This window comes from Roseateles sp. AC306 (assembly GCF_979253795.1).
On record NZ_CEEDEB010000001.1, the window covers coordinates 1 to 24008 of the forward strand.

Sequence of the window (24008 nt, forward strand, 5' to 3'; positions counted from 1 at the left end):
GGCGGTGGCGGTGGCGGTGGCGGCGGCGGCGCTGTGCCGCCAGACGGTGGCGGAGGGGGCGGCGTGTCGCCGCCGGTGCTGCCACCGCCGCCGCAGCCCGCGGTGATGCTCGCGGCCAGGATGGACAGGACGAAGGATCGTTTACTGCAATTGCTCATGGGGCCGGACGGGCATTCACTTCTTGCACAACGCGCTGATGGCGTTGGGGGCGGTGGCGGTGATCAAGCCCAGCCGATACGGCAGCTCGATGTATGGGTACTGCTTGCCCGGTTCCAGATCCAGCCCCTGGAAGAGGAACCTCAGCGGCCGGCAGGGGTCGATGCTCAGCGTCTGGTCGATGCCGTCGCGGATCAGCTCGCCATGCGACACGCCCTCAGACCAGACCCTGCCGTCGTACGTGACGTTGTCCGTGCCGGCGAACAGGTTCATCGGCGCGCCGGGAACCGGTACCCATGTGCCATCCAGACGGTCGGCGGTCCAGGCGCGGAAATACCGGCCTTTGGGGCCCATCGCCTCGATCAGCGTCAGGTACTGGTTGGTGCCGGTGATCTTGTAGGTGTTGCTCGCCTCGAACAGGTCCTCGAGCTTCTCCTTCATGACGACGACCGGCTCTGCGAAGCCCTGGGGGAAACGTTCGATGGTCGTCTCGCCACGGTAGAAGCTGCCGTTGTCGCCGGTGAAGAAGAGGTGGCACTTCCTGTCGTCGCAGATGTTCCAGAAGTCCAGCCACGTCGCATTGCCCTCGGCGTTCTTGACGCTCGCCGGCACCGTTGCGTAGAAGGGCTTGGGCGCCGTCCACGACAGCGGGTCGGCGATGTTGGGGCTCGTGGAGTACAGCGGGTCACCGCCCTGGTAGATCAGGTACCAGAGCTTGTGCGGCGCGAAGTAGAAGACCTGGGGTGCCGCGCGATAGCCCGGCCCCATGGGCGACTTGTCGAGCATGAACTGGGGCGCGTTGGGGGCGTCCGCCCAGTTGGCGAAGCTCGTGTAGGCCAGGCCCCAGCCGTTCCTCCCGGCGGTCGTCATGAAGACGTGATAACGGCCCTCGTGGAAGACGATGCTCGGGTCCTTGACGCCGAAGATGTCCGCCCGGTCGACCGGTGGCTTGATCAGCGGCTCGCTCGATTTCCATTGGAAGGGTTGGGTGGCACCGGGCACGGTGATCGCGAACGCCTGGGTCGTCTTGGCGCCGCAGCTGTTCGTGTAGGTGGCGGTGGCCGTGCAGCTGGCGGCGGGCGTGATCAACTGCTCGCGGGCCGAGCCTGACGTGCCGCAGCCGCTCCAGCCCCAGGAGCCACCGACGATCGGCTGCGGGCCGAGGATGGCCGAGTTGCCTGCGGTGAGCGTGGCCGATGAACTCTGCGTCCACGTGCCATTGGCGCTGATGTACGGCGTGATGGCCGTCGGGGTGCAGGTGGTGCCACGCGTGGCGGTGGCCGCGCCGGAGTTGTAGCTGCCGGCGTTGGTCGTGAACTTGACCCAGTACCAATACGGCGTGCCGTTGGCGGCCGTGGCATCGGTGAAGCTGGTCGCGCTGGCCGCCGGGATGGCGATGCGGCTGCGGCCGACCGGGTTGGCATCGGTGTCGCGGTAGATCTCCAGCGACCTGACCGTGCCGCTGACGGTCCAGCTCAGCTGGACGTTGCTGGCCGTGCCTCCCGCCGTGAGGCAGACGGTGGCGCCGCCGCCGCTGCCGCAGTTCTGCGCCAGCGCCAGTGGTGCCGCGCTCGCCCCGAGGGCGAGCAGCATTGCGGGTATCAAGGTTCTCATGGTCCAACGTTCAAGTTTGAAAGTGCTCGGCCGGTTGTCTCCTCCGGACTCGAGCGTTTTGGCAGGACGCAGCTCAGAGCGCGCCGTATCCAGGATCGAACTGCTGCGTCAGGGCAGGCTTCATTTCTTGCAGAGCGCGCTGATGGCGTTGGCGCCAGTGGCGCTGATGACGCCCAGCCGATATGGCAGCTCGATGTAGTCGTATTTCTTGTTCTTTTCCATATCGAGGCCCTGGTATAGGAACTTCAGCGGCTGGCAGGGGTCGATGCTCAGCGTCTGGTCGATGCCGTCCCGGATCAGCTCACCGTGGGACACGCCTTCGGACCAGACCCGGCCGTCGAACTTGACGTTGTCCGTGCCGGCGAACAGGTTCATCGGCGCGCCGGGAACGGGTTGCCAGGTGCCATCCAGGCGGTCCGCCGTCCAGGCGCGGAAATACCTGCCCCTCGGGCCCATCGCCTCGATCAGCGTCAGGTACTGGTTGGTGCCGGTGATCTTGTAGGTGTTGCTCGCCTCGAACATGTCATCGCGCTTCTCCGCCATGACGACGACGGGCTCGGAGAAGCCCTGAGGGAAGCGCTCGATGGTCGTCTCGCCACGGTAGAAGCTGCCGTTGTCGCCGGTGAAGAAGAGGTGGCACTTCCTGTCGTCGCAGATGTTCCAGAAGTCCAGCCAGACCGCATGGCCCTCAGCGTTCCTGACGCTGGCCGGGATGCCTGAATAGAAGGGCTTGGGCGCCGTCCATGAACTCGGGTCGGCGATGTTGGGGGTGGTCGAGTACAGCGGGTCGCCGCCCTGGAAGATCAGGTACCAGAGCTTCTGCGGCGCAAAGTAGAAGACCTGGGGTGCCGCGCGATAGCCGGGCCCGATGGGGGATTTGTCGAGCATGAACTGTGGGGCTTTCGGGGCCTCATCCCAGTTCGCGAAGCTCGTGTAGGCCATGCCCCAGCCGTTCTTCCCGGCCGTGGTCATGAAGACGTGATAGCGGCCGTCGTGGTGGACGATGGTCGGGTCCTTGACGCCAAAGATGTCTGCCCGGTCGGCCGGCGGCCTGATCAGCGCCTCGCTGGATTTCCATTCAAAGCCGATGGCCTGGGCACCGGCCCCGCTGCTGGCGGCGGGCTTCGCGTCGGCAGCTGCGCTGCTGCCACCGCAGCCGGCCAGGAGGCTGGTCGCGAGCATCGAAGAGAAGAGAAGTCGTTGACTGCACTTGTTCATGAGGGAAGACGGGTTCTGGTTGATGGATGGCATGGCGGGCATGTGGGCGCTGCTCACGGCGCTGGCTCCAGCACCACGGCGGCGCCACCCGCTGCGGCCAGCGACAGGTTCAGCACGTCCTTGCGGGTCACCTTGCGTTCGGTGCGGCGCACCTCGCGCACGACCTCGCCGTCCTGCCAGATCGTGGCGCGCCAGTTGCCGGGCGGCAGGAAGCCGAGCGACACCTTCTGCGTGCGGGCCTCGTCGCCGGTCATCGCGCCGACGTACCAGGTCTTGCTCTGGCGGCGCGCCAGCACGATGTCGCGGCCAGGCTCGCCGGAGATGAAGCGGGTCTCGTCCCAGGCGGTCGGCACGCGCTTGATGAAGTCGAAACCCGGCTCGCCGCGGTAGTTGGTGGGGTCGTCTGACACCATCTGCAGCGGGCTGTCGTAGACGACGTACATCGCCAGCGCCTGGCCGCGCGTGTTGTGCACCAGCGGCATCTCGGCGCGCACCTCGAAGCTGGCCGCTGTCGCGTTGCGGAAGCCGCCCGGCGTGTAGTCCATCGGCCCGACCAGCATGCGCGTATAGGGCAGCGTCACGTTGTGGCTGGGCGTGACCCGCGTGCTCATCTTGCTCCACTCCGCGCCCAGCACGCCCTCCTGCGTGATGTAGTTGGGATAGGTGCGTTGCAGGCCGGCGGGCACGTAGGCGCCGTGCAGGTCGAGCAGCAGCTTGCGCTTGGCGGTGGCCGCGGCGATCCGCTCGTAGAAGTCCACCACCTGTTGGTCGTCACGGTTCATGAAGTCGACCTTGACGCCCTTGATGCCCCAGCGTGCGTAGGTGTCCAGCACCTCGTCCATGCGCGCGTCCACATGCACCCAGTGGGCCCACAGCAGCAGGCCCACGCCCTTGGCCTCGGCGTAGCGGGCGAGTTCGGCCATGTCGATGCCCTTCGCCGCGCGGGTGATGTCGGTCTCGGGGTGGGCGTCGCAGCAACCGCTCGGGCCCGAGGCCCAGTTCGCGTCGATCAGGTAGTAGGGAAAGCCGGACTCGGCCGCAAAGTCGATGAAGCGCTTGTAGGCCGCCATGTCGGGCTTCATGCCGACCAGCGGGCCGGACCACCAGTCCCATGCCGCCTTGCCGGGCTTGACCCAGCTGAAGTCCCCTTCGGGAGGCGGGTTGAGGTTGCCGACGAGGTGAGACTCGATCAGCTTGCCGGCCTGGTCGGCGAGCATGACGGCGCGCCAGGCGGTGGTCAGCCCGCCGGGCGAGACGAAGGCCGGGCCCGGCCGCCCAGGCACGCCCGACAGATGCAGACGCAAGGCCCCGCCCTCGCGCCGCAGCGAGGCGCCGGTGTAGCCCTTCAGGTTGGCCTGCGTGATGGCGTAGTGGGTGCGGCCCGACGGTGTGGCGCAGACCACCGGCACGTCGTAGGCGGCGTCCGGCTTCAGCTGCGAGATGCGCAGGCGCTCGAACGCCTGTTCGTGTGATCCGTCGGCAGGCGTGACCAGGCAGGTCGGGTCGCCCGCCGGCACGAAGGCCGTGCGTTCGCCGCGCAGCCTGACCGGACCGTTGCCTTCGAGGCGGTAGCGGAAGGCGACGCCGTCGTCGTAGGCGCGTGCATCGATGAAGAGGCGGCGGCCGGCGCCGGCCTCGCGGAAGGTCAGGGTCGCGCCGCGGTAGTGGTCGCGCGCGGAGGCGGCCTTCGTGGCGACGAGGGGAATGACGCGGTCTTCGGCAACGTCCTGGCGTGATTCCAACGTCAACGTGCCGAGGGCTTGGCCGTCCAGCTCCAGCCCGAGGGGCGAGGGGGCGATGACGGCCTCGCCATGGCGGTTGACGCTGAACCGGCTGCCGTCGTCGGCGATGCGCAGCGTGACGCGGCCGTCGGGCGAGGTGATGACGGCGTCGGCTGCGTGGGCGCCGGATGCGGCCAAGGCGAGTGCGGCGATGGCGAGGTGGATGGTGGTGGTCTTCACGGGGATGTGTGGGCTGTGTGGGTGTTGGAGAGCGTTCATCCCAGGCGTATGTCCATGGCGCGGCCGGTGTAGACCAGCTCGCGCAGCGGTGTCGATTGCTGCGTCGGCACGCCGGCGCCGATGCGGTGGATGCGCAAGCGCTTCGTCGTGCGCATGCCCGTGAAGCGCCCGCTGCGCGCCGCCAGCCGCAGCACGCCGCGGCGGTCGTCCCAGGTCATGCGGATCACGCTGAATCTGCCCTTCTCGTAGGCATAGTCCAGGCCGCCGTCCTCGTAGAGTTCGAAGGCACCGTCGGCACCGGGCACGACGTAGAGGTCGAGCACCTCCCCGGTGGCCTCGGCGGTGGACTGCAGCACCGGCCCGAGCGGCAGGATGCTGCCGGCGCGCAGATGCAAAGGCATGCGCTCCAGCGGCGACGCCACGTCATGCGTGCGACCGCCGGCGCGCCGTTCTCCTGTCCAGAAATCGACCCAGCCGCCCGCGGTTTGCGGCAGGTACACCGGCCAGCTGGCCACCTCGGGCGCCAGGACCGGCGCCACATGCAGGGCGCGGCCGAACATAAAGCTGTGCCCCTGGTCCAGGGCCTGCTCGTCCTGCGGGAAATCGAACACCAGCGGCCGCATGATCGGTGCGCCCTTCGCGTGCACCTCGTGGGCCAGGCTGTAGAGGTAGGGCAGCAGCTGGTAGCGCAGCTCCAGATACTGGCGCGCGACCGTCTCCACCGTGTCGCCATAGCGCCAGAACTCGGTGTTGGTCATGTAGCCATGTACGCGCTGCAACGGCAGGAAGGTCGCGTACTGGAACCAGCGGATCAGGCGCTCGTGGTAGGCCTTGTCGGTGTACTGGCCGTCGCCCGGGCGGAAGAAGCCACCCGCGTCCACCGTCCAGTAGGCATAGCCCGCCGCGGCCATGTTCAGGCCCGCGGGGATCTGCCGCTTCAGCGTGTCCCAGTCGTTGCCGATGTCGCCGGACCAGGTGGCCGCCGCGTGGCGTTGCTGGCCGGGGAAGGCCGAGCGCGTGAGGACCATCACGCGCTTGTCGGGCGCCGCCTGGCGCTGGCCTTCGTAGACGGTGCGCGTCACGTGCCACGGGTAGGCCAGGCGCACGTGCTCACCGCGGCCGGCCGCTGTTTTCCGGCCGACCAGGTCGTCGTTCTCGGGCTCCGTCGCGTCCTGCCACCAGGCGTCGATGCCGAGCTTGAGCAGGCGTTCGCGCTGGTGGTTCCAGTAGAAGGCCGCGGCCTTGGGGTCGAAGAAGTCGACCCAGTCGGTCGGGTCGATGTAGTGACCGGCGGCTGCGGTGGCGCGGCCGAGCTCGGTGTCGCGCGCGATCTTGGCCCACACCGACAGCATGAGCCGCCCGTTCAGGCCGTGCACCTCGCGCACCAGCGCGGCGGGGTCGGGGTAGTGGGCCTCGTCGAAGCGCATCGCGTTCCAGCCGTGGCGGCCCCAGTACTGCCAGTCCTGCACCATCACGTCGACGGGCAGCTTGCGGCGGCGGAATTCCCGCAGCGTGTCGACGATCTCCGCCGACGAATGGAAGCGCTCGCGGCAGTGGATGTAGCCATAGGCCCAGCGCGGCATCATCGGCGTGGCGCCGGAGATCTCGCGGTAGCCCTCGAACACCTCGTCCGCGCTGGGGCCGGCGATGACGACGTAGTCGATGGCATCGGCGACCGGTGAGCGCCAGGTCGTGCTGGCACGCACGGCGCCGAAGCGCAGGGAGGGATAGTCATCCTTGTCGGCGTTGACGCGCACCTGGTGTTCGCCTGCCGGCAGCTCGACGACAAAGCCGACCGTTGGCGGCAGCCAATGGTTCGCGATCTCGACGCAAGACTTGCCGTCGATCTCTACCGAGTGGCGCGAACCCATCGCGCGGCCGACGTCGAGGAGGAAGGCGAAACGGCCGGCCGTTCCCGTCTTGAACGTGCCCTCGAAGCGCGTCAGGTTTCGCACCACCTGCGCGTTGCCGGTGGTCGTCGTCACATCCACGACTTCGGTCTTGCTCTCTGCGTTGCTCTCGGCCTTGGCACGACTCAGCGCCACCCGCTGTTCGGGCGTGTTCAGCTCGGCCATGCCGTTGTTGTGCCAGAGCAGGCCGTAGCCGCGGCTGGACAGCATGAAGGGCAGGCTGATCTGCGTGTTCACCTGCGTCAGGCGGCGCGGGTGGCCGCGCAGGTCCATGGCGCCGTCCTGAAAACAGCCGGTGCCGTAGAGCCGCTCGTCGGCGGGTGACTCGAAGGCCTGCTCGGCGATGAACACGGGCTCGTCGCCGAGGTGCGACGGCGTCAGCCGCCGGGTGCCGGGCGCTTCAGCGAGCAGCAAGGCGCCGTTGCGGTCGAAGAAGCGCAGCGCCCCGGTGCCGTTGTCCACCTCGCAGCGGATGGCCGGCAGTTCCAGGCGGGTCGCGTCCGCGCGCGGCGTCTGCTTCATCAGGGGCTTGGCGTGGCCGGGCAGCAGCGTGAGGCTCGGCGGCGGCGCCTGCATCGTGGTCTGAGGCGCAAGGAAGCGCACACGCAGCGCCCGGTCGCAGAGCGCGCTGATCCGCAGCGTGCCCTGGGGCGTCGTCAGCACCCATTCCTGTGTGACCGACGGCTGCGAACGGCCGGCCGCGGCGCTGGCAGCGGCATTCGCCACGCTGGATGAGGACGCCATCGCGGCCGTTGCTGCCGCAGCGCCCAGTGGGGTAGCGGCTGCGGCGAGGGCGGCCTGCAAGGCCTCGCGCCGGGAGAGGGTGGATTTGCCGTGTTTCATCCGGTCAGCCCATTCCCGCGGATCTTCAGCACCACGGCGATGGCGCCGGCCAGGCCTTCGGGCAGCTTCACCTCCAGCCCCTTGCGCGTGCGCTTGAAGGGCAGGCTGTCGCCGGAGCCCAACGCCTCGATGCGGTCGATGGCGCCTGGTGCGACGTTCGAGTCCTGCGCCAGCGTCTGGATGCGCATGACGCCGTCCTTGGGCCAGCCCAGCGCGAAGGCGTAGAGGACGCCACCCTTGGTCGTGAAGCGGATGTCTTCGGCCGTCAGCGGCTTGGAACTGCCTTCGCTGAACTGGCCCGTGCCCACCTTCGTCGGGCCTTCGCCGAAGGTGCGCCAGGGGCGCGTGCCGTAGATGGCCTCGCCGTTGCGTGCCATCCAGGCGGCGATGTCTTCCAGGATCTTGCGCTCGTCGGCATCGATGGTGCCGTCGCCGCGCATCGGCACCGACAGCAGCAGGTTGCCGTTCTTGGAGACGATGTCCACCAGCCGGTGGATGACCGTGCTGGCCGGCTTGTACTGGTGGTTGTCGAAGAGGGAGCGGGCGTAGTGCCAGTCGCCCAGGCAGGTATCGGTCTGCCAGGGCAGGGGCTCGATGCCGTCGCGAAAGCCGCGCTCCACGTCTTCGACAAGGCCGGCGCGCCACTCGGCGGGCATCACCTTGGCGTTGAGCACCGCCTCCAGCTTGCCGCTGTTCCAGGCCATGCTGGCGTTGTAGTAGTGGGCGGCGATGTCCAGCCCCGCCTGGCCGAGCGGCAGGCCGTGGTTGTCCATGTAGATGAGGTCGGGCTTGTAGCTGTCGATCAGGTCGCGGCAGCGCAGCAGCCACGACCGCGTGAACGCGGGGTTCTGAAGCGGCGGCTTCTCGTCCCAGTAGTAGGTGTTCTGGTCATGCCAGGCTTCGACGCTGCGGATGGTCTTGAAACCGTCGGGCATGACGATGTTGCGGCCGGTGTAGAGGTCCTGCGGGTCCAGGCCTTCCCACCACTTGCCCTTGCCGTCGGCCTTGGTGAGGGTGAAAGCGTCGTAGCGCTGGCCGGCGTGGGGGCCTTCGGCGTCATAGCCATAGGCCGACTGGTACCAGTGCCAGGCATGAGCGCCGTGGTTGCTGACGCCGAAGCGCAGGCCGCGTGCGCGTGCGGCCTTCTCCCAGGTGCCGACAATGTCCTTCCTCGGGCCCACGCGCATCGTGTTCCAGCCGTGGTACTTGGAGTTGAACGTGTCCTGGTTGTCGTGGTGGTTGGCGAGGGCGACGAAGTACTTGGCGCCGGCCTTCACGTACAGGTCCATCAGCGCGTCCGGTTCCCAGTTCTCGGCCTTCCAGCGGTTCTGGATCTCCATGAAGCCGGAGGTCGTCGGGTGGCCGTAGGTCTTGATGTGGTGGTCGTACTGCCAGTTGCCCTGGATGTACATGCGCCGCGCATACCAGTCGCCCATCTCGGGCACGCACTGCGCGCTCCAGTGCGCCCAGATGCCGAACTTGGCGTCGCGGAACCAGTCGGGCGTCTGGTAACCGTCGACGAGGGAATCCCAGTTCGGCTTGAAGGTCGCGGGCGCGGCCTGAGCGGCGGGCAGGGCGGCGGTGCCCATCGTGGCGGCGGTGGCCTGGAGCAGCGAGCGGCGTGAGAAGGTCTGTGTCATGACGTGCTTTCAGTGAAAGGATCGGCCGCTCATGCGAGGCCGGGGCCGCGGACCTTCAGCGCAATCGCGGGCGTGCCGGCCAGGCCTTCGGGCAGCCGCACCTCCAGCCCCTGTGGCGTTCGCTTGAAGGGCAGGCTGTCGGTCGACCCCACGGCTTCGACGCGTTCGATCACGCCGGGCGCCAGCGCCGAGTCCTGCGCCAGCGCGGCGATGCGCATGACGCCGCTCTTCGGCCAGGCCAGCCCGATGGCGTAAAGGGCGCCGGCCTTGGTGGTGAAGCGGATGTCCTGGTCGGTGAAGCCCTTGACCTGGTTCTCGCTGAACATGCCGCCACCGATCTGCGTCGGCCCCTCGCCGAAGTTGCGCCACGGGCGTGTGCCATGGATGGCTTCGCCGTTGCGGCCCATCCATTCGCCAAGCCCGTCCAGCACCTTGCGCTCGTCGGCGTCGATGGTGCCGTCGCCGCGCAGCGGGATGGACAGCAGCAGGTTGCCGTTCTTGGAGACGATGTCCACCAGGCGATGGATGACGCTGGCCGCCGACTTGTAGTGATGGCCTTCGAAGACGCCGCGGTTGTAGTGCCAGTCGCCGATGCAGGTGTCGGTCTGCCAGGGCAGCGGCTCGATGCCGGCGCGCTGCCCGCGCTCGACGTCCTCAACGAGGCCCGCGCGCCGTTCCGCCTGGATCTCCTTGGCGTTCAGGACGGCCTCGAGCTTGCCACCGTGCCAGGCCATGCTGGCGTTGTAGAAGTGCGCCGCGATGTCCAGGCCGGCTTGGCCGAGCGGCAGGCCGAAGTTGTCGAAGTAGACGAGATCGGGCCGGTAGCTGTCGATCAGGTCGCGGCAGCGCAGGAACCATTGGCGCGTGAACGCCGGGTTTTGCGCGGGTGGGTTCTCGTTCCAGACGCGGTCGTTTCGCTCATGCCATTCGTTGGCGGCGGCCACGGTGCCGATGCCGTCGGGCATCGGCATGTTGCGGCCGGTGTAGAGGTCCTGCGGATCCAGGCCTTCCCACCATTTGCCCTTGCCGTCGGCCTTGGTCAGGTTGAAGGCGTCGTAGCGCTTGCCGGCCAGCGGGCCTTCAGGGTCGTAGCCATAGGCCGTCTGCAACCAGTGCCAGGCATGCGAGGAATGGTTGCTGACGCCGAAACGCAGCCCCTTTGCGCGGGCGATCCTGGCCCAGGTGCCGACGATGTCCTTCTTGGGGCCGACGCGCACCGAATTCCACGCGTGGTACTTCGAGTCGTAGGCGTCGAAGTTGTCGTGGTGGTTGGCAAGCGAGACGAAGTACTTCGCGTCGGCCTTGGCGTACAGGTCCATCAGCGCTTCGGGTTCCCAGGCCTCGGCCTTCCAGCGGTTCTGCATCTCCATGAAGCCGACCTGGGTCGGATGGCCGTAGGTCTTGACGTGGTGGTCGTACTGCGAGTGGCCCTGCAGGTACATGTTGCGGCCATACCAGTCGCCCATCTCCGGCACGCATTGCGCGCTCCAGTGCGCCCAGATGCCGAACTTGGCATCGCGGAACCAGTCGGGGGCGCGGTAGTCGCCGACGAGGGAATCCCAGGTCGGCTTGAAGGGAGCGGGCGCGGCTTGGGCGGGCAGACCGGCGGCCCCCATGACGGCGGCGGAGGACTGCAGCAGTGCGCGGCGCGAAAGTTGCTGATTCATGCGGCTCACGGTTTGACTGAATGAGGAGCGTCGGCCGGCATGCCATAGACGATGCCGCGGCCGACCGTGCTCATGTAGACGAGGCCTTCGACATTCATGTCGCCCATGACGAACTCGCCGTTGCCCGGGCCGCCGAACTGGTGCGCGTCGTCGTTGATGCGCTGCCAGTTGGCGCCTGCGTCGGTGGAGCGGTACACGCCCGGCGGCTTGCCTTGCGGCGAACCCCAGATGAAGACGGTGGGGTAGGGCGCGTTGCCCATGGCCTTGCCGAAGCCGACGGCGCCGCAATAGGCGAGGTTGGTGAAGGTGGTGAACGTGCGGCCGGAGTCTATCGAGCGGGCCAGGCCGCCGTCCCTCAGCGCGATCCACACATCGCCCTCGCGCCCAGGCGCCACGCGCACCAGCGACGAGCCTTTGGACGCGAGCGTGGCGGTGGTGGCGAAGCTGGCGCCGCCATCGGTGCTGACGCGCACGGTGCCGCGGTCGTAGGCGTAGAACCTGGCCGGGTTCACCGGGTCGCCCACCGGCCGCATCGGCGCGCCCTCCAGGCCGCGCACGGCGGTCCATTGGGGCTTGGCGTCGGTGAAGTTGACGGCGCGGACAGTGCGGTTGCTGCCGTCCGCCTGGCGGAAGCTGTGCAGCAGCGCGGCGCCGTCGGCCGACAGTGCCAGCGTGCCGTACTCGCCCTGCATGCCCGCCACCTCGGTCCACGTGACGCCGGTGTCGGCGGAGCGGTACATCTTCTTGCCGCCCACGCGCACGACGACCGCCGTGTTGCTGCCCGCGACTGCCAGGCCCGTGGTCGAGCCCAGGCGCGGTTCGTGGATGGGCGCGAAGGCGTCGAGCTTGCTGTGGCGGAAGCCGTCGTAGTCGGCGATTACCGACAGCAGCGGGCCGCCGGGCACGCTGACGGCCACATTGGGCACGGTCTCCTCCAGCCCCTTGACGGTGAAGGTCCAGGTGGCCGGCGTCGCGTCGATGTCGGCGGTGCGGAACACGCCATTGCCGGACGTGACCCAGACGGCGCGGGTGTCGAAGGGATCGAACTCGATAGAGCCCGTCCAGTGGATGGCATAGGCCGAGATCCAGCTGACGCCGCTGGTGTCCATGGCGAAGCCGCGCTCCACCACGTCGGTCCAGCTGCGCCCGCCGTCGTTGGTCACGTAGAAGCGGTCGCCGGCGTTCTTGCCGCCCTGCGGCATCCAGGTGTTGAGGGTGGAGATGACCAGGCGCTTCGCGTCCCGCGGGTCGATCGACACGCCCGAGAACGCGCGGTTGATGCCTTTGGGCGTGACGTTGGCCCAGCCGCCGCTGGCAACTTGGTACTTCCAGACCTGGCCGGCCGTCAGCGGCTCGGGCGGGTCGAGCTTCTTCCAGTCGCCATGCGGGCCGGAGCCGTCGCCATAGGTGATGTAGAGATGGCCGTCAGCGGCGAGCGCCGCGCGCTGCGGGATGTAGGCCGACGGCGCACCGGCCACCGGCTTGAAGCTGGCGCCGGCGTCGTCGCTGCGGTAGAGGTTGGGGCCGACCGAGCCGAAGCGCGACACGCCCACGAAGATGCGCTGCGCCACGCCGTTCGCCACGCTGGTCGTGTCGGCCAGCACGAAGCTGATGCCGGTCTCGTTGGGCGTGGTGGTCACCGGCAAGGCGTCCACGCGATTGAAGCTGGCGCCGGCGTCCAGACTCTTGAACAGGCCGTTTGTGCGCGAGCCGACGTAGAGGATGTTGCTGTCGCCGGGGTCGACCTGCAGCTTCTCGCCGTTGCTGCGGCCCAGGCCGTTGCCGTTGGCGCGGAAGAGGTGGCTCACGTCGGTGACGCGGCTGAAGGTGGCGCCGCGGTCGCTGGAGCGCAGCACTGCGGTCTTGCCGCCGCTGAAATAGGGCACGCCGGCCAGCAGGTAGACGACGGCGCTGTCCTTGGGATCGAGTGCCAGGGCATCCACGCTCAGCAGGCCGACGTCGGCCTCGGACACGCCGTCGAGCAGCGAGGTCCAGCGCGCCTGCGCGGCGTCCCAGCGGTAGGCGCCGCCGACGTCGGTGCGGGCGTAGATCAAGCCGCGTTCGGTCTTGCTCGGCACGATGGCCGCCACGTAGCCACCGCCGCCGATGGCCAGGCTGTCCCAGCGGTAGGCCTCGGCCTGGCTCAGCGAGGCCAGAGCGGCCAGCGCAATCGCCAACAGCGGACGCCAGAAGGTCATGGTTCGTATCAATGTCATCTCGGTCGACGCGATCACGCGCGAGCACTTGAGGCAGGAAAAGACCGGGTCATGAGTTCACGACCCGGTCCAGGTCGTCACATCACTTCGCGTTGTCGACGATGGCCTTGATCAGGTCCGGGAAGTACTGCGCGCCCGTCGAGCGGTTGAACAGGCCGAACTGATGGTTGGCGTCGTAGCCGTTGTCCCACCAGACCGGCACGATGCCGTGCTGGAAGGCCGACTTGGTCACGTGCTTGGTCCAGTAGGTGCGGTAGGTGCCGGCCGGGTCGTACTCCGACTTCAGGATGGCGCCGTATTCACCCAGCAGCACCGGCATGCCGGCATCGACGAAGCGGGTCTTCAACTTCTGGAACTGCGAGTCGACGTAGGCCTCGTTGGCCCAGGTCTCCGTCACGGCCGGGTTGGTCGCGATCGCGCCCCATTGCCAGATGTTGCTGCCGCCGTCGAGGGCGAAGTGGTACGGGTCGTAGAAGTGCACTTCCAGGAACATCCGGTTGGTCGCCGAGTCCGATGGCTTGATGAAGCCGTTCAAGGTTGAGTCGATGTTGGTGTTGAATCCCTGCACCACGAGATGGCGCTTGGCGTTGTTGCCGCCCGTGGCCCGCACCGTGTCGACGAAGACCTGGTTGAACCCGTTCTGGACTGCCTGGTACTCGGCCGTGGGCGGGCCGTAGTCGCCAGACACCATCACCTCGTTGGTGCCGGCGAACAGCAGGTAGTCGTCGTAGGTCCTGAAGTTGTTGGCGATCTGCGTCCACAGCTTGGCCAGGCGCGCGTTGGCACTCGCCTGGTAGGCATAGGTCGGGATCAGCCAGTTGCCTTCATGGTGCGTGTTCAGCACGACGTACAGGCCGGCGTTGCGGGCGTAGCCGACCACCTCGGTGACGCGGGCCATGAAGGTCGGGCTGATGTTGCCGTTGGCGTCGGCGTACTGGTTCCAGCTGACGGGCAGGCGGATGGTCTTGAAGCCGGCCGCCTTCACCGCGTTGAGCAGTTGCTGGTTGATCAGCGGGTTGCCCCAGTTCGTCTCGTTGGGCGAGGCGTCCAGCGAGTTGCCCACGTTCCAGGCGGGCGACATCAGCTGCGACAGCTGCACGCTCGTCAGCTCGCGCATCGAGCCGGGCACGGTGATCGCAAAGGCCAGACTGGTCTTGGCGCCGCAGCTGTTGGTGTAGGTGGCGGTGGCGGTGCAGCTGGCGGCGGGCGTGATGGTCTGCTCGCGTGCCGAGCCCGACGTGCCGCAGCCGCTCCAGCCCCACGAGCCGCCGGTCACCGGCTGCGGGCCGAGGATGGCGGAGTTGCCCGCGGTGACCGTGGCCGATAAGGTCTGCGTCCAGGAGCCGTTGGCGCTGATGTAGGGCGTGATGGCCGTCGGCGCGCAGGCAGTGCCGCGCGTGGCGCTGGCCGAACCGGAGTTGTAGCTGCCGGCGCTGGTCGTGAACTTCACCCAGTACCAGTAGGGCGTGCCGGTGTTGGCCGAGGCGTCGGCGTAGCTCCTGGCACTGCTGCCCGGCACGGCGATGCGGCTGCGGCCGGCGGGGTCGGCGTCGGTGTCGCGGTAGACCTCCAGGCGCGACACGTTGCCGCTGACGGTCCAGTTGAGCTGGTTGTTGTTGGCGGAGCCGTTGGCCGTGAGGCACACGGTGGCGCCGCCGCCGCTGCCGCAGCTTTGCGCCTGCGCCAGCGGGGCCGCGCTCGCGCCGAAGGCGAGCAGCAGGGCGGTTAGCAAGGTTCTCATGGTCTACCTTTCAGTGAAGGTGCTCGGCCGGTTGTCTCCGCCGGTCACGAGCGTTATGGGCCGGCAGGCCCGGCGCCAGGATCTGCACGCCAGCCTGCCAAGCCCCCGGTTCAATTGCTGTACAGCATTCCCCGGCCGGTGCCACTGATGTAGATCCGTCCGTAGATGCCTTGGTCGGCCGCAATGACACCGATGCCGCCGAACTGGTTCGCGTCGTCGTTGAAGCGCGTCCAGGTGGCGCCGGCGTCGTCGGAGCGATGCACGCCCCACACGCCGTTGATCACGCCCACCACGTAGACCGCCGCTGAGTACGGCGCGCCGGCCTTCGCCTTGCCCAGCGCGAGAACGCTGGCGCCCTGCACCTGGGGCCAGGGGTTGCCGGTGAAGATCGACGCGAACTGGCTGAGCTTGGTCCAGGTCGCACCCGAATCGGTCGAGCGGTAGACGGCGTTGCCGTCGGCCAGCCAGAGGTCGCCTTCGACATTGGGGTTGACTGCCAGCGAGGTGTTGCCGAAGTAATTCGGCGCCAGCCCCGCGTTCACCGAGCCCTGGCTCAGCGTGAACGTGCGGCCGCCGTCCGTCGACGTGTAGACCTTGCCCGGCGTGCCCCACCAGTGGCCACCGGAGTCGTAGGCATAGACCTTGTTCGGGTTCTTGCGATCCGCAACCAGGTGATAGGCGCGGGGGAAGATGCTGTTGATCGCCGGCAGATTGGTCGACGTCCAGGTGGCGCCGTTGTCGGCGGTGTACGACGGCACCGAGTTGCCAGGCGCCCAGACCGCCCGGTTGCGCGCGGTGATGGCGATGCTCGCTTCACCGCCCGTGTTCTGCGCGGCGCCCGTCGGGTAGCTGGCAAATTTCGCCCAGGTCTTGCCGCCGTCGCCGGACCACATGCCGTAGGCGGTGCTGTTGCCCAGGACGACGCCGATGGTGGCCATGTACTGCGGGTCCGACCACGCCATGTCGGCGGCGAAGCTGTTGCTCCAGCTGGTGGCCGGCGTCAGGGTCGGCTTGGTCGCGAGGTTGGTGTGCACCCAGGCGCCGACGTCGCCCATGCTGTTGATCACCGTGTACGTGGCGCCGGCCGGCGGCGTGGCCAGGCCCAGGACGGCCGTCTCCTCGATGCCGTCAACCAACTCGTTCCAGCTCGGCGTGGCCGAGGACGCGTTGCGGGTTTCCCAGACCCCGCCGCCAGTGACGTGGAGCACGCGCTCCCGGTTGAGCGGATCGATCTCGACATCGTCGGGCCAGCCCCAGAAACCGCCATCGGCCGGTGTGTGCGGCATGGTGGCTGCGATCTCGCGCCAGTTGCGACCGGCGTCGTCGGACAGCCGGATGATCTGCTGGCCGCTGAAATCGCCCCAGGTGTTGGTCACACCCAGCGCAATGCGCGTGGCAGCACCCGTGCCGGAGACCGACAAGCCACCGTAGCCGGCCGAGTCATTGCTGTTGAGCAAGGTCCAGTTGCTGCCGTCGAACTTGTAGAGGCGGGCGGGACCGCCGGCGCCCGGACCGGTCTCCTTGGTGAAGACGACATAGAACATGCCGTCGGCGGCACGGACCATGTGCGGGATGTGATAGCCGGAGATCGGTACCGTGACCGGGGTCCACGAGGCGCCGCCATTGCTGGACTTGTACAGGTTCGAGGTCAGGCCCGCGGTCTGGACATAGTCCGGCGCGATGGGCACGTAGATCGTCTGCGTGGCCGTGCCGCTGCCCTTGGTGCCGGTGTCGTAGACGACCGTCTCGACGCCCATCGCGCTGCCGATGCCCAAGGCATTGACCTGATCCTGCGTCAGCTTGGCGCTCGACAGCGACGTCACCTGGGCCCAGGTGAGGCCGGAGTCGGCGCTCTTCCACAGGCCGGCAGTCCGCGTGGCGTAGAACAGCGTCGACGGCTTGTTGGGGTCCACCATCAGGCGCTCGCCGATGGCCCGGCCGGGGTTGTTGCCGCCCAGCGGGAAGGGCAGGGCGACATAGGTCCACTGGTCACCGCGGTTGTTGCTGATGTACAGGCGGCCGTTGCCTTCGGTCGTGTACATGCCGGCGCCCATGTAGACGCGCTGGTCGTTGGTCGGGTCGACGGCCATGCTCTCCACGCCGTGGAAGCGGGCCTCGGCCGCACCGAAGCCCAGGCCGTCGGTGATGGGCAGCCAGGACGACGTGGGCTGGTTCCAGCGGTAGGCGCCGCCGATGTCGGTGCGGGCGTACAGCAGGTTGGGGGTGGTCGGGTGGAAGACCAGGCCGCTGACGTAGCCGCCGCCGCCGAACTTCGTGCTCGTCCAGGTGCCGACCTTGATGGAGAAGGTCTGCTGGGTCTTGGCGCCACAGCTGTTGGTGTAGGTGGCCGTGGCCGTGCAGGCCGCAGGTGGCTGGATGGTTTGCTCGCGCGCTGCGCCCGCGGTGCCGCAGCCGCTCCAGCTCCACATGCCGCCGGATGTCGGCTGCGGGCCGAGGATGGCCGAGGCGCCGGTCTTGATGGTGGCCGATGACGTCTGCGTCCACGCGCCGTTGGCGTTGACGTAGGGCGTGATGGCGGTCGGCGTGCAGGCGGTGCCGAGCGTGGCGTTGGCCGAGCCGGAGTTGTAGCCGCCGGCATTGGTCGTGAACTTGACCCAGTACCAGTAGCGGGTGCCGGTGCTGCCCGAGGCGTCGTTGTAGCTCCTGGCGCTGGCGCCCGGAACGGCGATGCGGGTGCGGCCCACGGGGTCGGCGTCGGTGTCGCGGTAGATCTCCAGCGACGTGACCGTACCGCTGACCGTCCAGCCCAGCTGCACGTTGCTGGCCGTGCCGGTGGCTGTGAGGCAGACCGTGGCGCCGCCACCGCTGCCGCAGCTTTGCGCCTGCGCGAGGGTGCCTGCGCTCGCGCCAAAGCCGAGCAGCAGTGCGGGTATCAAGGTTCTCATGTTCTACCTTTCAGTGAAGGTGCTCGGCCGGGTTGTCTCCACCGGATACGAGCGTTATGGAAGGACGTGGCTCAATGCAAAAGGGCCTACATCCCGACAACGACGATGTTTTGGGCGACAGCCATGGATTCCGTGGCTCAGGCATCCAGGCTGCGGTAGGTGAAGCGTTTCATGCGCACATCACCGGCACCGGCGGCAAACAAGGCCAGCCGCAGGCTGTGCGGGCTGTCGAAGGTGTTCTGGTGCATGACCGAGACCTGCTGCAGCCAGGGGTTGGGCATCCAGCAGCCGTCGCTGCTGGCGTGATGGAAGCTGACCAGGTGGCGGCGATGCGTGAGCCTCAGCCGGTGATGCCGGCCCTGCACCGGCTGTTGCATCCATCGATGCGCCTGGCCGTAGCTGTAGGTGTGCATGCAGTGGCGGTCGATGCCGATGCCGACGAAGCCGCGCACGTCATGGAAGAGGGCCAGGCCGCCCTGCGCGTCGCCGCCGATCTCGAACTCGAGTTCGGCCTCGTAGGCGTGGTCGCCCACCACGCAGGTCAGCGGCGAGCAGTCGGCCAGGCTGCTGCCCTTGCCGGAGAGCACGAGGCCTCGGTCGCCATGGCGCGCGCGCCGCAACTCGCCGGGGCCGGCGTCGAAGAAGCTCCATTGGCGGCCGATGCGCTGGCTGCTGAAGTCGTCCGACAACGCCGGCACGCCGGGGCAGGGCTGGCCCCAGCGGGGCTTGCGCTGGGGCCGGCCGAGAGCGCCACCGCTGGTGCGGAACCAACCGTCGCGGCCCCACTCGATGGGCTGCAGCAGGGGTTGCCGGCCAAGGATGCGGTGCCCTTGCTCGTGGCCGTGGCAGGCCAGCCACCAGTCGCCGTTGAGTCCTTCCACCAGACTGGCGTTGCCGCCGGTGGACCAGGTGGCGTCGCGACCGGCGAGCGGGTTGAAGGGGCAGTTCTCCCAGGGCCCAAAGAGGGACGGCGACCGGGCCACCATGAGGACATGCTCACCTGCCTGTGCGCTCGCGCCGGCCGAGGCACGCAGCAGATAGAAGTGGCCGTCGCGCTGGATCAGCCGCGGGCTGGGCGCCGTGAATGCCGACGGCTCGCTGTCATGCGCGCTGTGCGGTGATGTGTGAACGTGGACAGGCGCGCCCACCGTCGCGAGGCCGTCGTCGGTCAGCTGGATGCGGCGCACGCCATTCACGAACAGGTGGCGGCTGCCGTCCTCGGCGACGACGTGGCCGGCGCCGAAGCAGTCTGCCAGCCCGAGATCGACCGGGTCGCTCCAGGGGCCGGCAATGTGATCGGCCTGCACGACGCAGATGGCCGGACGACCGACCCGCAACACGGCCAGGTAAAGGAAGTAGCGCCCCTGGTGCCTGACCAGGTCCACGGCGCCCACCATGCCGATGGGGCGGGTCAGCGCCGGGCCTATCGGCGACCAGTTCACCAGGTCCCGCGAATGCCAGATCACCGGGCCAGGCGTGAACTGCAACGATGAACAGGCCAGGTAATAGTCGGCGCCGTCCTTCAGGATGCAGAGGTCGGGGTGGTCGCCGGGCAGGATGGGATTGAGGAAGGTTCCGTCACCCAAATCGGGCCGGCGCTGCGCAGGGGCGGTGCCACCGTGCAGCGCGACCGAAGGAGTGACGAAGTCCAGCATGGTCATGCACGCCGCGTGAGGTCGGTGGCGTCCAGGCGGGCATGGCCGCGGCCATCCAGCTTCACCGTGATGCGCTGGCCGAGGTAGCGCAGCGCGACGCTCGCCTTGGCGGGCCCACGCAGGCGCACCCGCGTCAGTCGACCGGTCTTCCAGTCGACATCCACCTCCAGCCCGCCATGCGCGCGCACGCCGTGCAGGCGGCCATCGGGCCAGGCCTTGGGCAGGGCGGCCAGCAGGTGCACCTCGCCACCCCAGGACTGCACGATCATTTCCAGGATGGCCGCGGCGCCGCCGAAGTTGCCGTCGATCTGGAACGGCGGGTGGGCGTCGAACATGTTGGGATAGGTGCGCGCCGGCCCCAACAGCCCCTGCAACACCTTGTAGGCCCGCTCGCCGTCGCCCAGGCGGGTCCACAGCGCCAGCCGCCAGGCGGTGGCCCAGCCCGTGCTCTCGTCGCCGCGGGCGTTCAGCGTCACGCGTGCGGCCTGGGCCAGCGCGGGCGTGTCGCGCACGTTGATCTGCCCGCTCGGGTAGACGGCGTACAGGTGCGAGACGTGGCGGTGCTGCTGGTCGGTGGCCGACGCGTCCCAGTCCTCCAGCCACTCCTGCAGCTGGCCCTGCGTACCGATGCGATCGGCCGGCAGGCGGTCTCGCGCCTTGCGGACGGCAGCGGTGAACGCCGGGTCGTTCTCGCCAAGCCCGGCCTGTGCCGCAAGGGCCGCGTCGAAAAGGTCGCGCAGGATCTGGCGGTCCATGGCCGGCCCGGCGCACAGCGAGATGTCGGCATGGTGGTTGTTCTCCGGTGACGACGACGGCGACGTGACGAGGCCGCGCCCCTTGGGGTCTTCAACCAGGGTGTCGACGAAGAACAGCGCAGCGCCCTTGAACAGCGGCAGCAGCCGGCGCAGCAGGGCCGGGCTCGGCTGGTACTGGTAGTGCTGCCACAGCGTCGTGCACAGCCAGGCGCCGCCGGTGGGCCACATGCCCCACAGCGGGCCATCGATGGGCGCTGTGGCGCGCCAGAGATCGGTGTTGTGGTGCGCGACCCAGCCGCGCGCGCCGTAGCTGTTGCGGGCGGTGCGGGCGCCGGTGACGGCGAGGTCCTCCACCATCTTCAACAGCGGCTCGACACACTCGTTCAGGTTGGCCGGCCCGGCGGGCCAGTAGTTCATCTCCGTGTTGATGTTGATCGTGTACTTGCCTTCCCACGGCGGGTGCAGCACCTCGTTCCACACCCCTTGCAGATTGGCCGGCTGGCTGCCCGGCCGCGACGACGACAGCAGCAGGTAGCGCGCGTACTGCACATACATCGCGGCGAGCGCGGCGTCGGGCTGCCGGGGCACGCCCTTGATGCGGGCGTCGGTGGAACGGGCATCCGCCTCGTGGCCGCCGAGGTCGATGTGCAGCCGGCGGAACAGCGCGCGGTGGGCCTTGAGATGGTCGTCGCGCAACCTGGTGAAAGGCTTGCGCGCGGCAGCTGTGGTGCGCTGGCGAACGGCGGCGACCGGGTCGCCGCTGGTGTCCTGCCAGTTCACATAGCTGGTCTCGCCGGAGACGAGCAGCGTCAGCTGGCGCGCGCCGCGCACGCGCAGCCGGTCGCCAACGGCCTCGATGCGGCCGTCGCTCACGGCCTGCACGCGCAGTGCAAAGCGCAGCTGGCCCGGAATGCCGAAAGCCCCGGCATTGCGGCCCTCGACCAGCAACGCGTCGCTGCCGTCGGCGCGGACCGCCAGCGACCCCGGTCGCTTCTCGGCAAAGAGCGATTCACGGTGGTCCCAGGGGGCGCCGACGAAGACGACGCCGTCGTTGTCGTACTTGGTGTCGCCAAAGCCGCCATAGGGCTGGTAGTCGGCATGGCGGTAGCCGAGGTCGAGATCGATCTTGCCGTCGCCTTCGATTTCCAGCCGGATCACCGTCACCTGGTCGGGCACGCTGCAGAAGGTCTCGCGCCGATGGCGGCCGCCGCCGTCGATGAAGGTGGTGACTGCGATGGCGCCGTCGAGGTCCAGGCTGCGCCGATAGCGCGCCGCGGCCTTCACGCCGGGAAAGTCGAGCAGCAGGTCGCCAGCGCCGCTGAAGGGCATCTGCTTGATCGGCTTGCCCATCAGCGCCTCGGAGACGAGGTCGTTGGCCTCCTTCCAGCGCTCCTGCTCGATGAGGCTGCGCACCTGCGGCAAGGCCTCGCGGAATTTCGGGTTGTCCGGAACGTAGGGGCCGCCGCCGTACAGCGTGTCGATGTTGAACTGCAGCCGCTCCTGCGCGGGGCGGCCGAACACCATCGTGCCGACGCGGCCGTTGCCGATGGGCAGCGCCTCTATCCATGGGCCGGCGGGCTGGTCGTACCACAGGCTCAGTGCATCGGCGCCCAGGCCGGCGGCGCCAGCCTGCACCCACTGCGGCAAGGCTGCCAGGAGAGAGGTGAGGGCGGGCGCCAGGGTGGAGGCGGCAACGAAGCTGCGGCGGGAGGTCGGCCTGATGTCCATGGCATTCAGGGCGGTGCCATCGCGCGTTGCCAGCGTCGCGTCCCGGATGGCGTTGCGATCGCCGCTCATTGGTAGCGCCCCATCTTGACCTTGACGACGCGTGGGTTGGCGACGAAGTTGAGGCCCCAGTCGACCTGATCGCCGTTCCAGCGGCGCTCCATGACCCATTTGCCGTTGGCATCGAAGCGGCCTTCCTCGGCATAGTCGATCAGCGCGCGCCCGCTGCCGTCGGCGTCGTCGATGCGCACGCGTGCCTGCTGGCCCACCAGCAGGAACTCGTCGTCGCCGATCTGCGCGATGGACACGCCGCCGACGAGCTTGGCGGCGTGGGCCGGCGACTCCTTCTGGTTGCCCGGCCATTCGCGTTCGCCGAACTGCCATTGGCCGAAGGTGACGTGGGCCTTCCAGCCCTTCATCGCCACATGCTGGTCGGCATGGTCGTCGGGCTCCGACACGCCGTATGTGCGGCCCTCGAAGGCCCATTGCGCCCATTGCCGCTGCATGGGGCGGAAGGCGGCAAAGATCTTCGCGAAGGGCTCCAGCGTCGCCGTGTCATTGGTCTTGGCGCCGAGGGGGTAGTTGGCGTAGTCGAAGTAGTCGATGCCGAAGGGCGAGACGCCGATGGCGCCGCGGCCGAGCACCTGATAGAGGTAGCGCGCATAGAGCTCGGCATTGCCGATCTCGGGCACGAAGAGCGCGTTGTCGGGGCGCTGGAACTTGTCCAGATTGGCGTTGAGCTTGGCCGACTCCGCGTTGTAGATGTCGGGCCCGATGACGTCGATGTGCGGCGCGGCGGCCTTGTAGATGTCGATGACGTCGTAGGTCGGGCCGCCACTGGCGAAATTCTTGTTCCAGGGCTTGGGCGGCTGCTCCAACGGGTCGCGCAGCGCGTTGTTGACGTACATCGGCAGGTCGTAGACGGCGCGGCCGGCCTTGGCGATCTCGCCGATATAGCGGGCCTTGGCCCAGGCGTGGAAGTACTCGTCGGCGTAGTCGCCATACACGGCACGCCAGGACCCGCTGGCCGCACCCGGCACCGGCGCCTTCTTGCGCGCGAGCACGGCCGGTGGCACGTCGGCCTCGAAGGCGGCCTGCGCCGCCTTGCCGAAGTCCCGCACCAGGCCGAAGGTGCCGACCTCGTTTTCCACCTGCACCATCAGCACGGTGCGGTCCTTCTCGTCGATCTTCTTCAGGTGGGCCATCAGCGCCGTGAAGGCCTTCCGGTCCGCCTTGAGCGTCTCCTCGCCAAGGGGCGACAGGCAATAGCTGCTCTTGCCGTCCTGATCGACCATGCGAGGGAAGCGCCGGTTGTCAAACTTGACCCAGGCGGGCGTGTACTGCGGGCTCGTGTTCTTCCACGTGCCGAACCACAGCAGCACGACGCGCACCTTGTGCTCGCGCGCCTGCTTGAGCAGTGTGTCGACGAAGGAGAAGTCGAAGCGGCCTTCCACCGGCTCGACCTGCTCCCAGGCCACGGGCACCTCGACGGTGTTGGCATGGATGTCGGCCACGGCGGGCCAGACCTTCTTCAGCGCCTCGCGGTAGTTGCTGGAGTTGTGGACCTGGGCGCCCAGGATGGTGAACGGCGCGCCATCGACGAAGAGGGCATGGCGGCCATTGCGCTCCACGAGGCGGGGCGGCTCGGCAGCCAGCGTGGCCGCGCTTGCAAGCAGGCACAGGGCCGTCAGCACCGGCCGAAGAAGGGGTCCGAGGAGAACGTTTGAGCGCATGAGTCGGTTGTGCGGGGAGAGGCCGGGCGCGGCGGTCGGCACGATCCGCGTCACTGCGGTGCCATCCGTCCGCCACGACGACGATGTGCCGATCTCGCAGCGCGAGATCAGGAGTTGCTGCTGATCAGCGCGAACAAGCGCCGACCGCTGGACGAGGCGGCCGTGCGGCGTGCGCTGGTGCCATCGAAACGGCGGCGTTGGGGGGCTCTTTCATCTTTTGTCTCCTTGCGCTCGAGGGCGCTCGACGCTTTGGCAGCGCTGTCGTTTG

12 protein-coding genes are annotated in these 24008 nt (G+C 68.4%); all 12 read right to left on the reverse strand.

Annotated elements, in window-relative coordinates; all coding sequences use genetic code 11:
- Window positions 1-174: 174 nt before the first annotated feature.
- The 12 genes from AC0IZJ_RS00005 to AC0IZJ_RS00060 all read right to left on the reverse strand — a co-directional run bounded on the left by AC0IZJ_RS00005 (window position 175) and on the right by AC0IZJ_RS00060 (window position 23740).
- Entirely contained in the window at window positions 175-1770 is a 1596-nt protein-coding gene (locus AC0IZJ_RS00005) for a glycoside hydrolase family 62 protein (protein ID WP_471845358.1), read from the reverse strand.
- 120 nt (window positions 1771-1890) lie between these two features.
- Complete coding sequence (locus AC0IZJ_RS00010) at window positions 1891-3045, reverse strand: glycoside hydrolase family 62 protein (protein ID WP_471845361.1); 1155 nt, start codon at window positions 3043-3045, stop codon at window positions 1891-1893.
- Window positions 3042-4949 carry a glycoside hydrolase family 97 protein gene (locus AC0IZJ_RS00015; protein WP_471845363.1) on the reverse strand — a complete coding sequence of 636 codons (1908 nt, stop codon included), beginning with the start codon at window positions 4947-4949 and terminating at the stop codon, window positions 3042-3044. Before AC0IZJ_RS00015 ends, AC0IZJ_RS00010 begins: the two co-directional genes overlap by 4 nt.
- A 35-nt stretch (window positions 4950-4984) precedes the next feature.
- Window positions 4985-7702, reverse strand: coding sequence for a glycoside hydrolase family 31 protein (locus AC0IZJ_RS00020; RefSeq protein ID WP_471845365.1), 2718 nt, complete (start codon window positions 7700-7702; stop codon window positions 4985-4987).
- Complete coding sequence (locus AC0IZJ_RS00025) at window positions 7699-9342, reverse strand: alpha-L-fucosidase (RefSeq protein ID WP_471845367.1); 1644 nt, start codon at window positions 9340-9342, stop codon at window positions 7699-7701. The genes AC0IZJ_RS00020 and AC0IZJ_RS00025 overlap by 4 nt, the downstream gene beginning before the upstream one ends.
- Before the next feature lie 29 nt (window positions 9343-9371).
- A complete protein-coding gene (locus tag AC0IZJ_RS00030; protein WP_471845369.1) occupies window positions 9372-11009 on the reverse strand; it encodes an alpha-L-fucosidase in 1638 nt (545 codons plus the stop codon).
- 5 nt (window positions 11010-11014) lie between these two features.
- Window positions 11015-13207: a WD40/YVTN/BNR-like repeat-containing protein gene (locus tag AC0IZJ_RS00035; RefSeq protein ID WP_471845371.1), complete on the reverse strand. Its 2193-nt coding sequence runs from the start codon at window positions 13205-13207 to the stop codon at window positions 11015-11017.
- 100 nt (window positions 13208-13307) lie between these two features.
- Window positions 13308-14966: a glycoside hydrolase family 5 protein gene (locus AC0IZJ_RS00040; protein ID WP_471845373.1), complete on the reverse strand. Its 1659-nt coding sequence runs from the start codon at window positions 14964-14966 to the stop codon at window positions 13308-13310.
- Window positions 14967-15076: 110 nt separating this feature from the next.
- On the reverse strand, window positions 15077-17872 hold the full coding sequence (locus AC0IZJ_RS00045) for a dockerin (protein ID WP_471845375.1): 2796 nt from the start codon (window positions 17870-17872) through the stop codon (window positions 15077-15079).
- 137 nt (window positions 17873-18009) lie between these two features.
- On the reverse strand, window positions 18010-19533 hold the full coding sequence (locus tag AC0IZJ_RS00050; RefSeq protein ID WP_471845377.1) for a family 43 glycosylhydrolase: 1524 nt from the start codon (window positions 19531-19533) through the stop codon (window positions 18010-18012).
- A complete protein-coding gene (locus AC0IZJ_RS00055; protein WP_471845379.1) occupies window positions 19530-22079 on the reverse strand; it encodes a glycoside hydrolase family 95 protein in 2550 nt (849 codons plus the stop codon). The genes AC0IZJ_RS00050 and AC0IZJ_RS00055 overlap by 4 nt, the downstream gene beginning before the upstream one ends.
- A complete protein-coding gene (locus AC0IZJ_RS00060; protein WP_471845381.1) occupies window positions 22076-23740 on the reverse strand; it encodes a GH35 family beta-galactosidase in 1665 nt (554 codons plus the stop codon). The genes AC0IZJ_RS00055 and AC0IZJ_RS00060 overlap by 4 nt, the downstream gene beginning before the upstream one ends.
- Window positions 23741-24008: the final 268 nt, after the last annotated feature.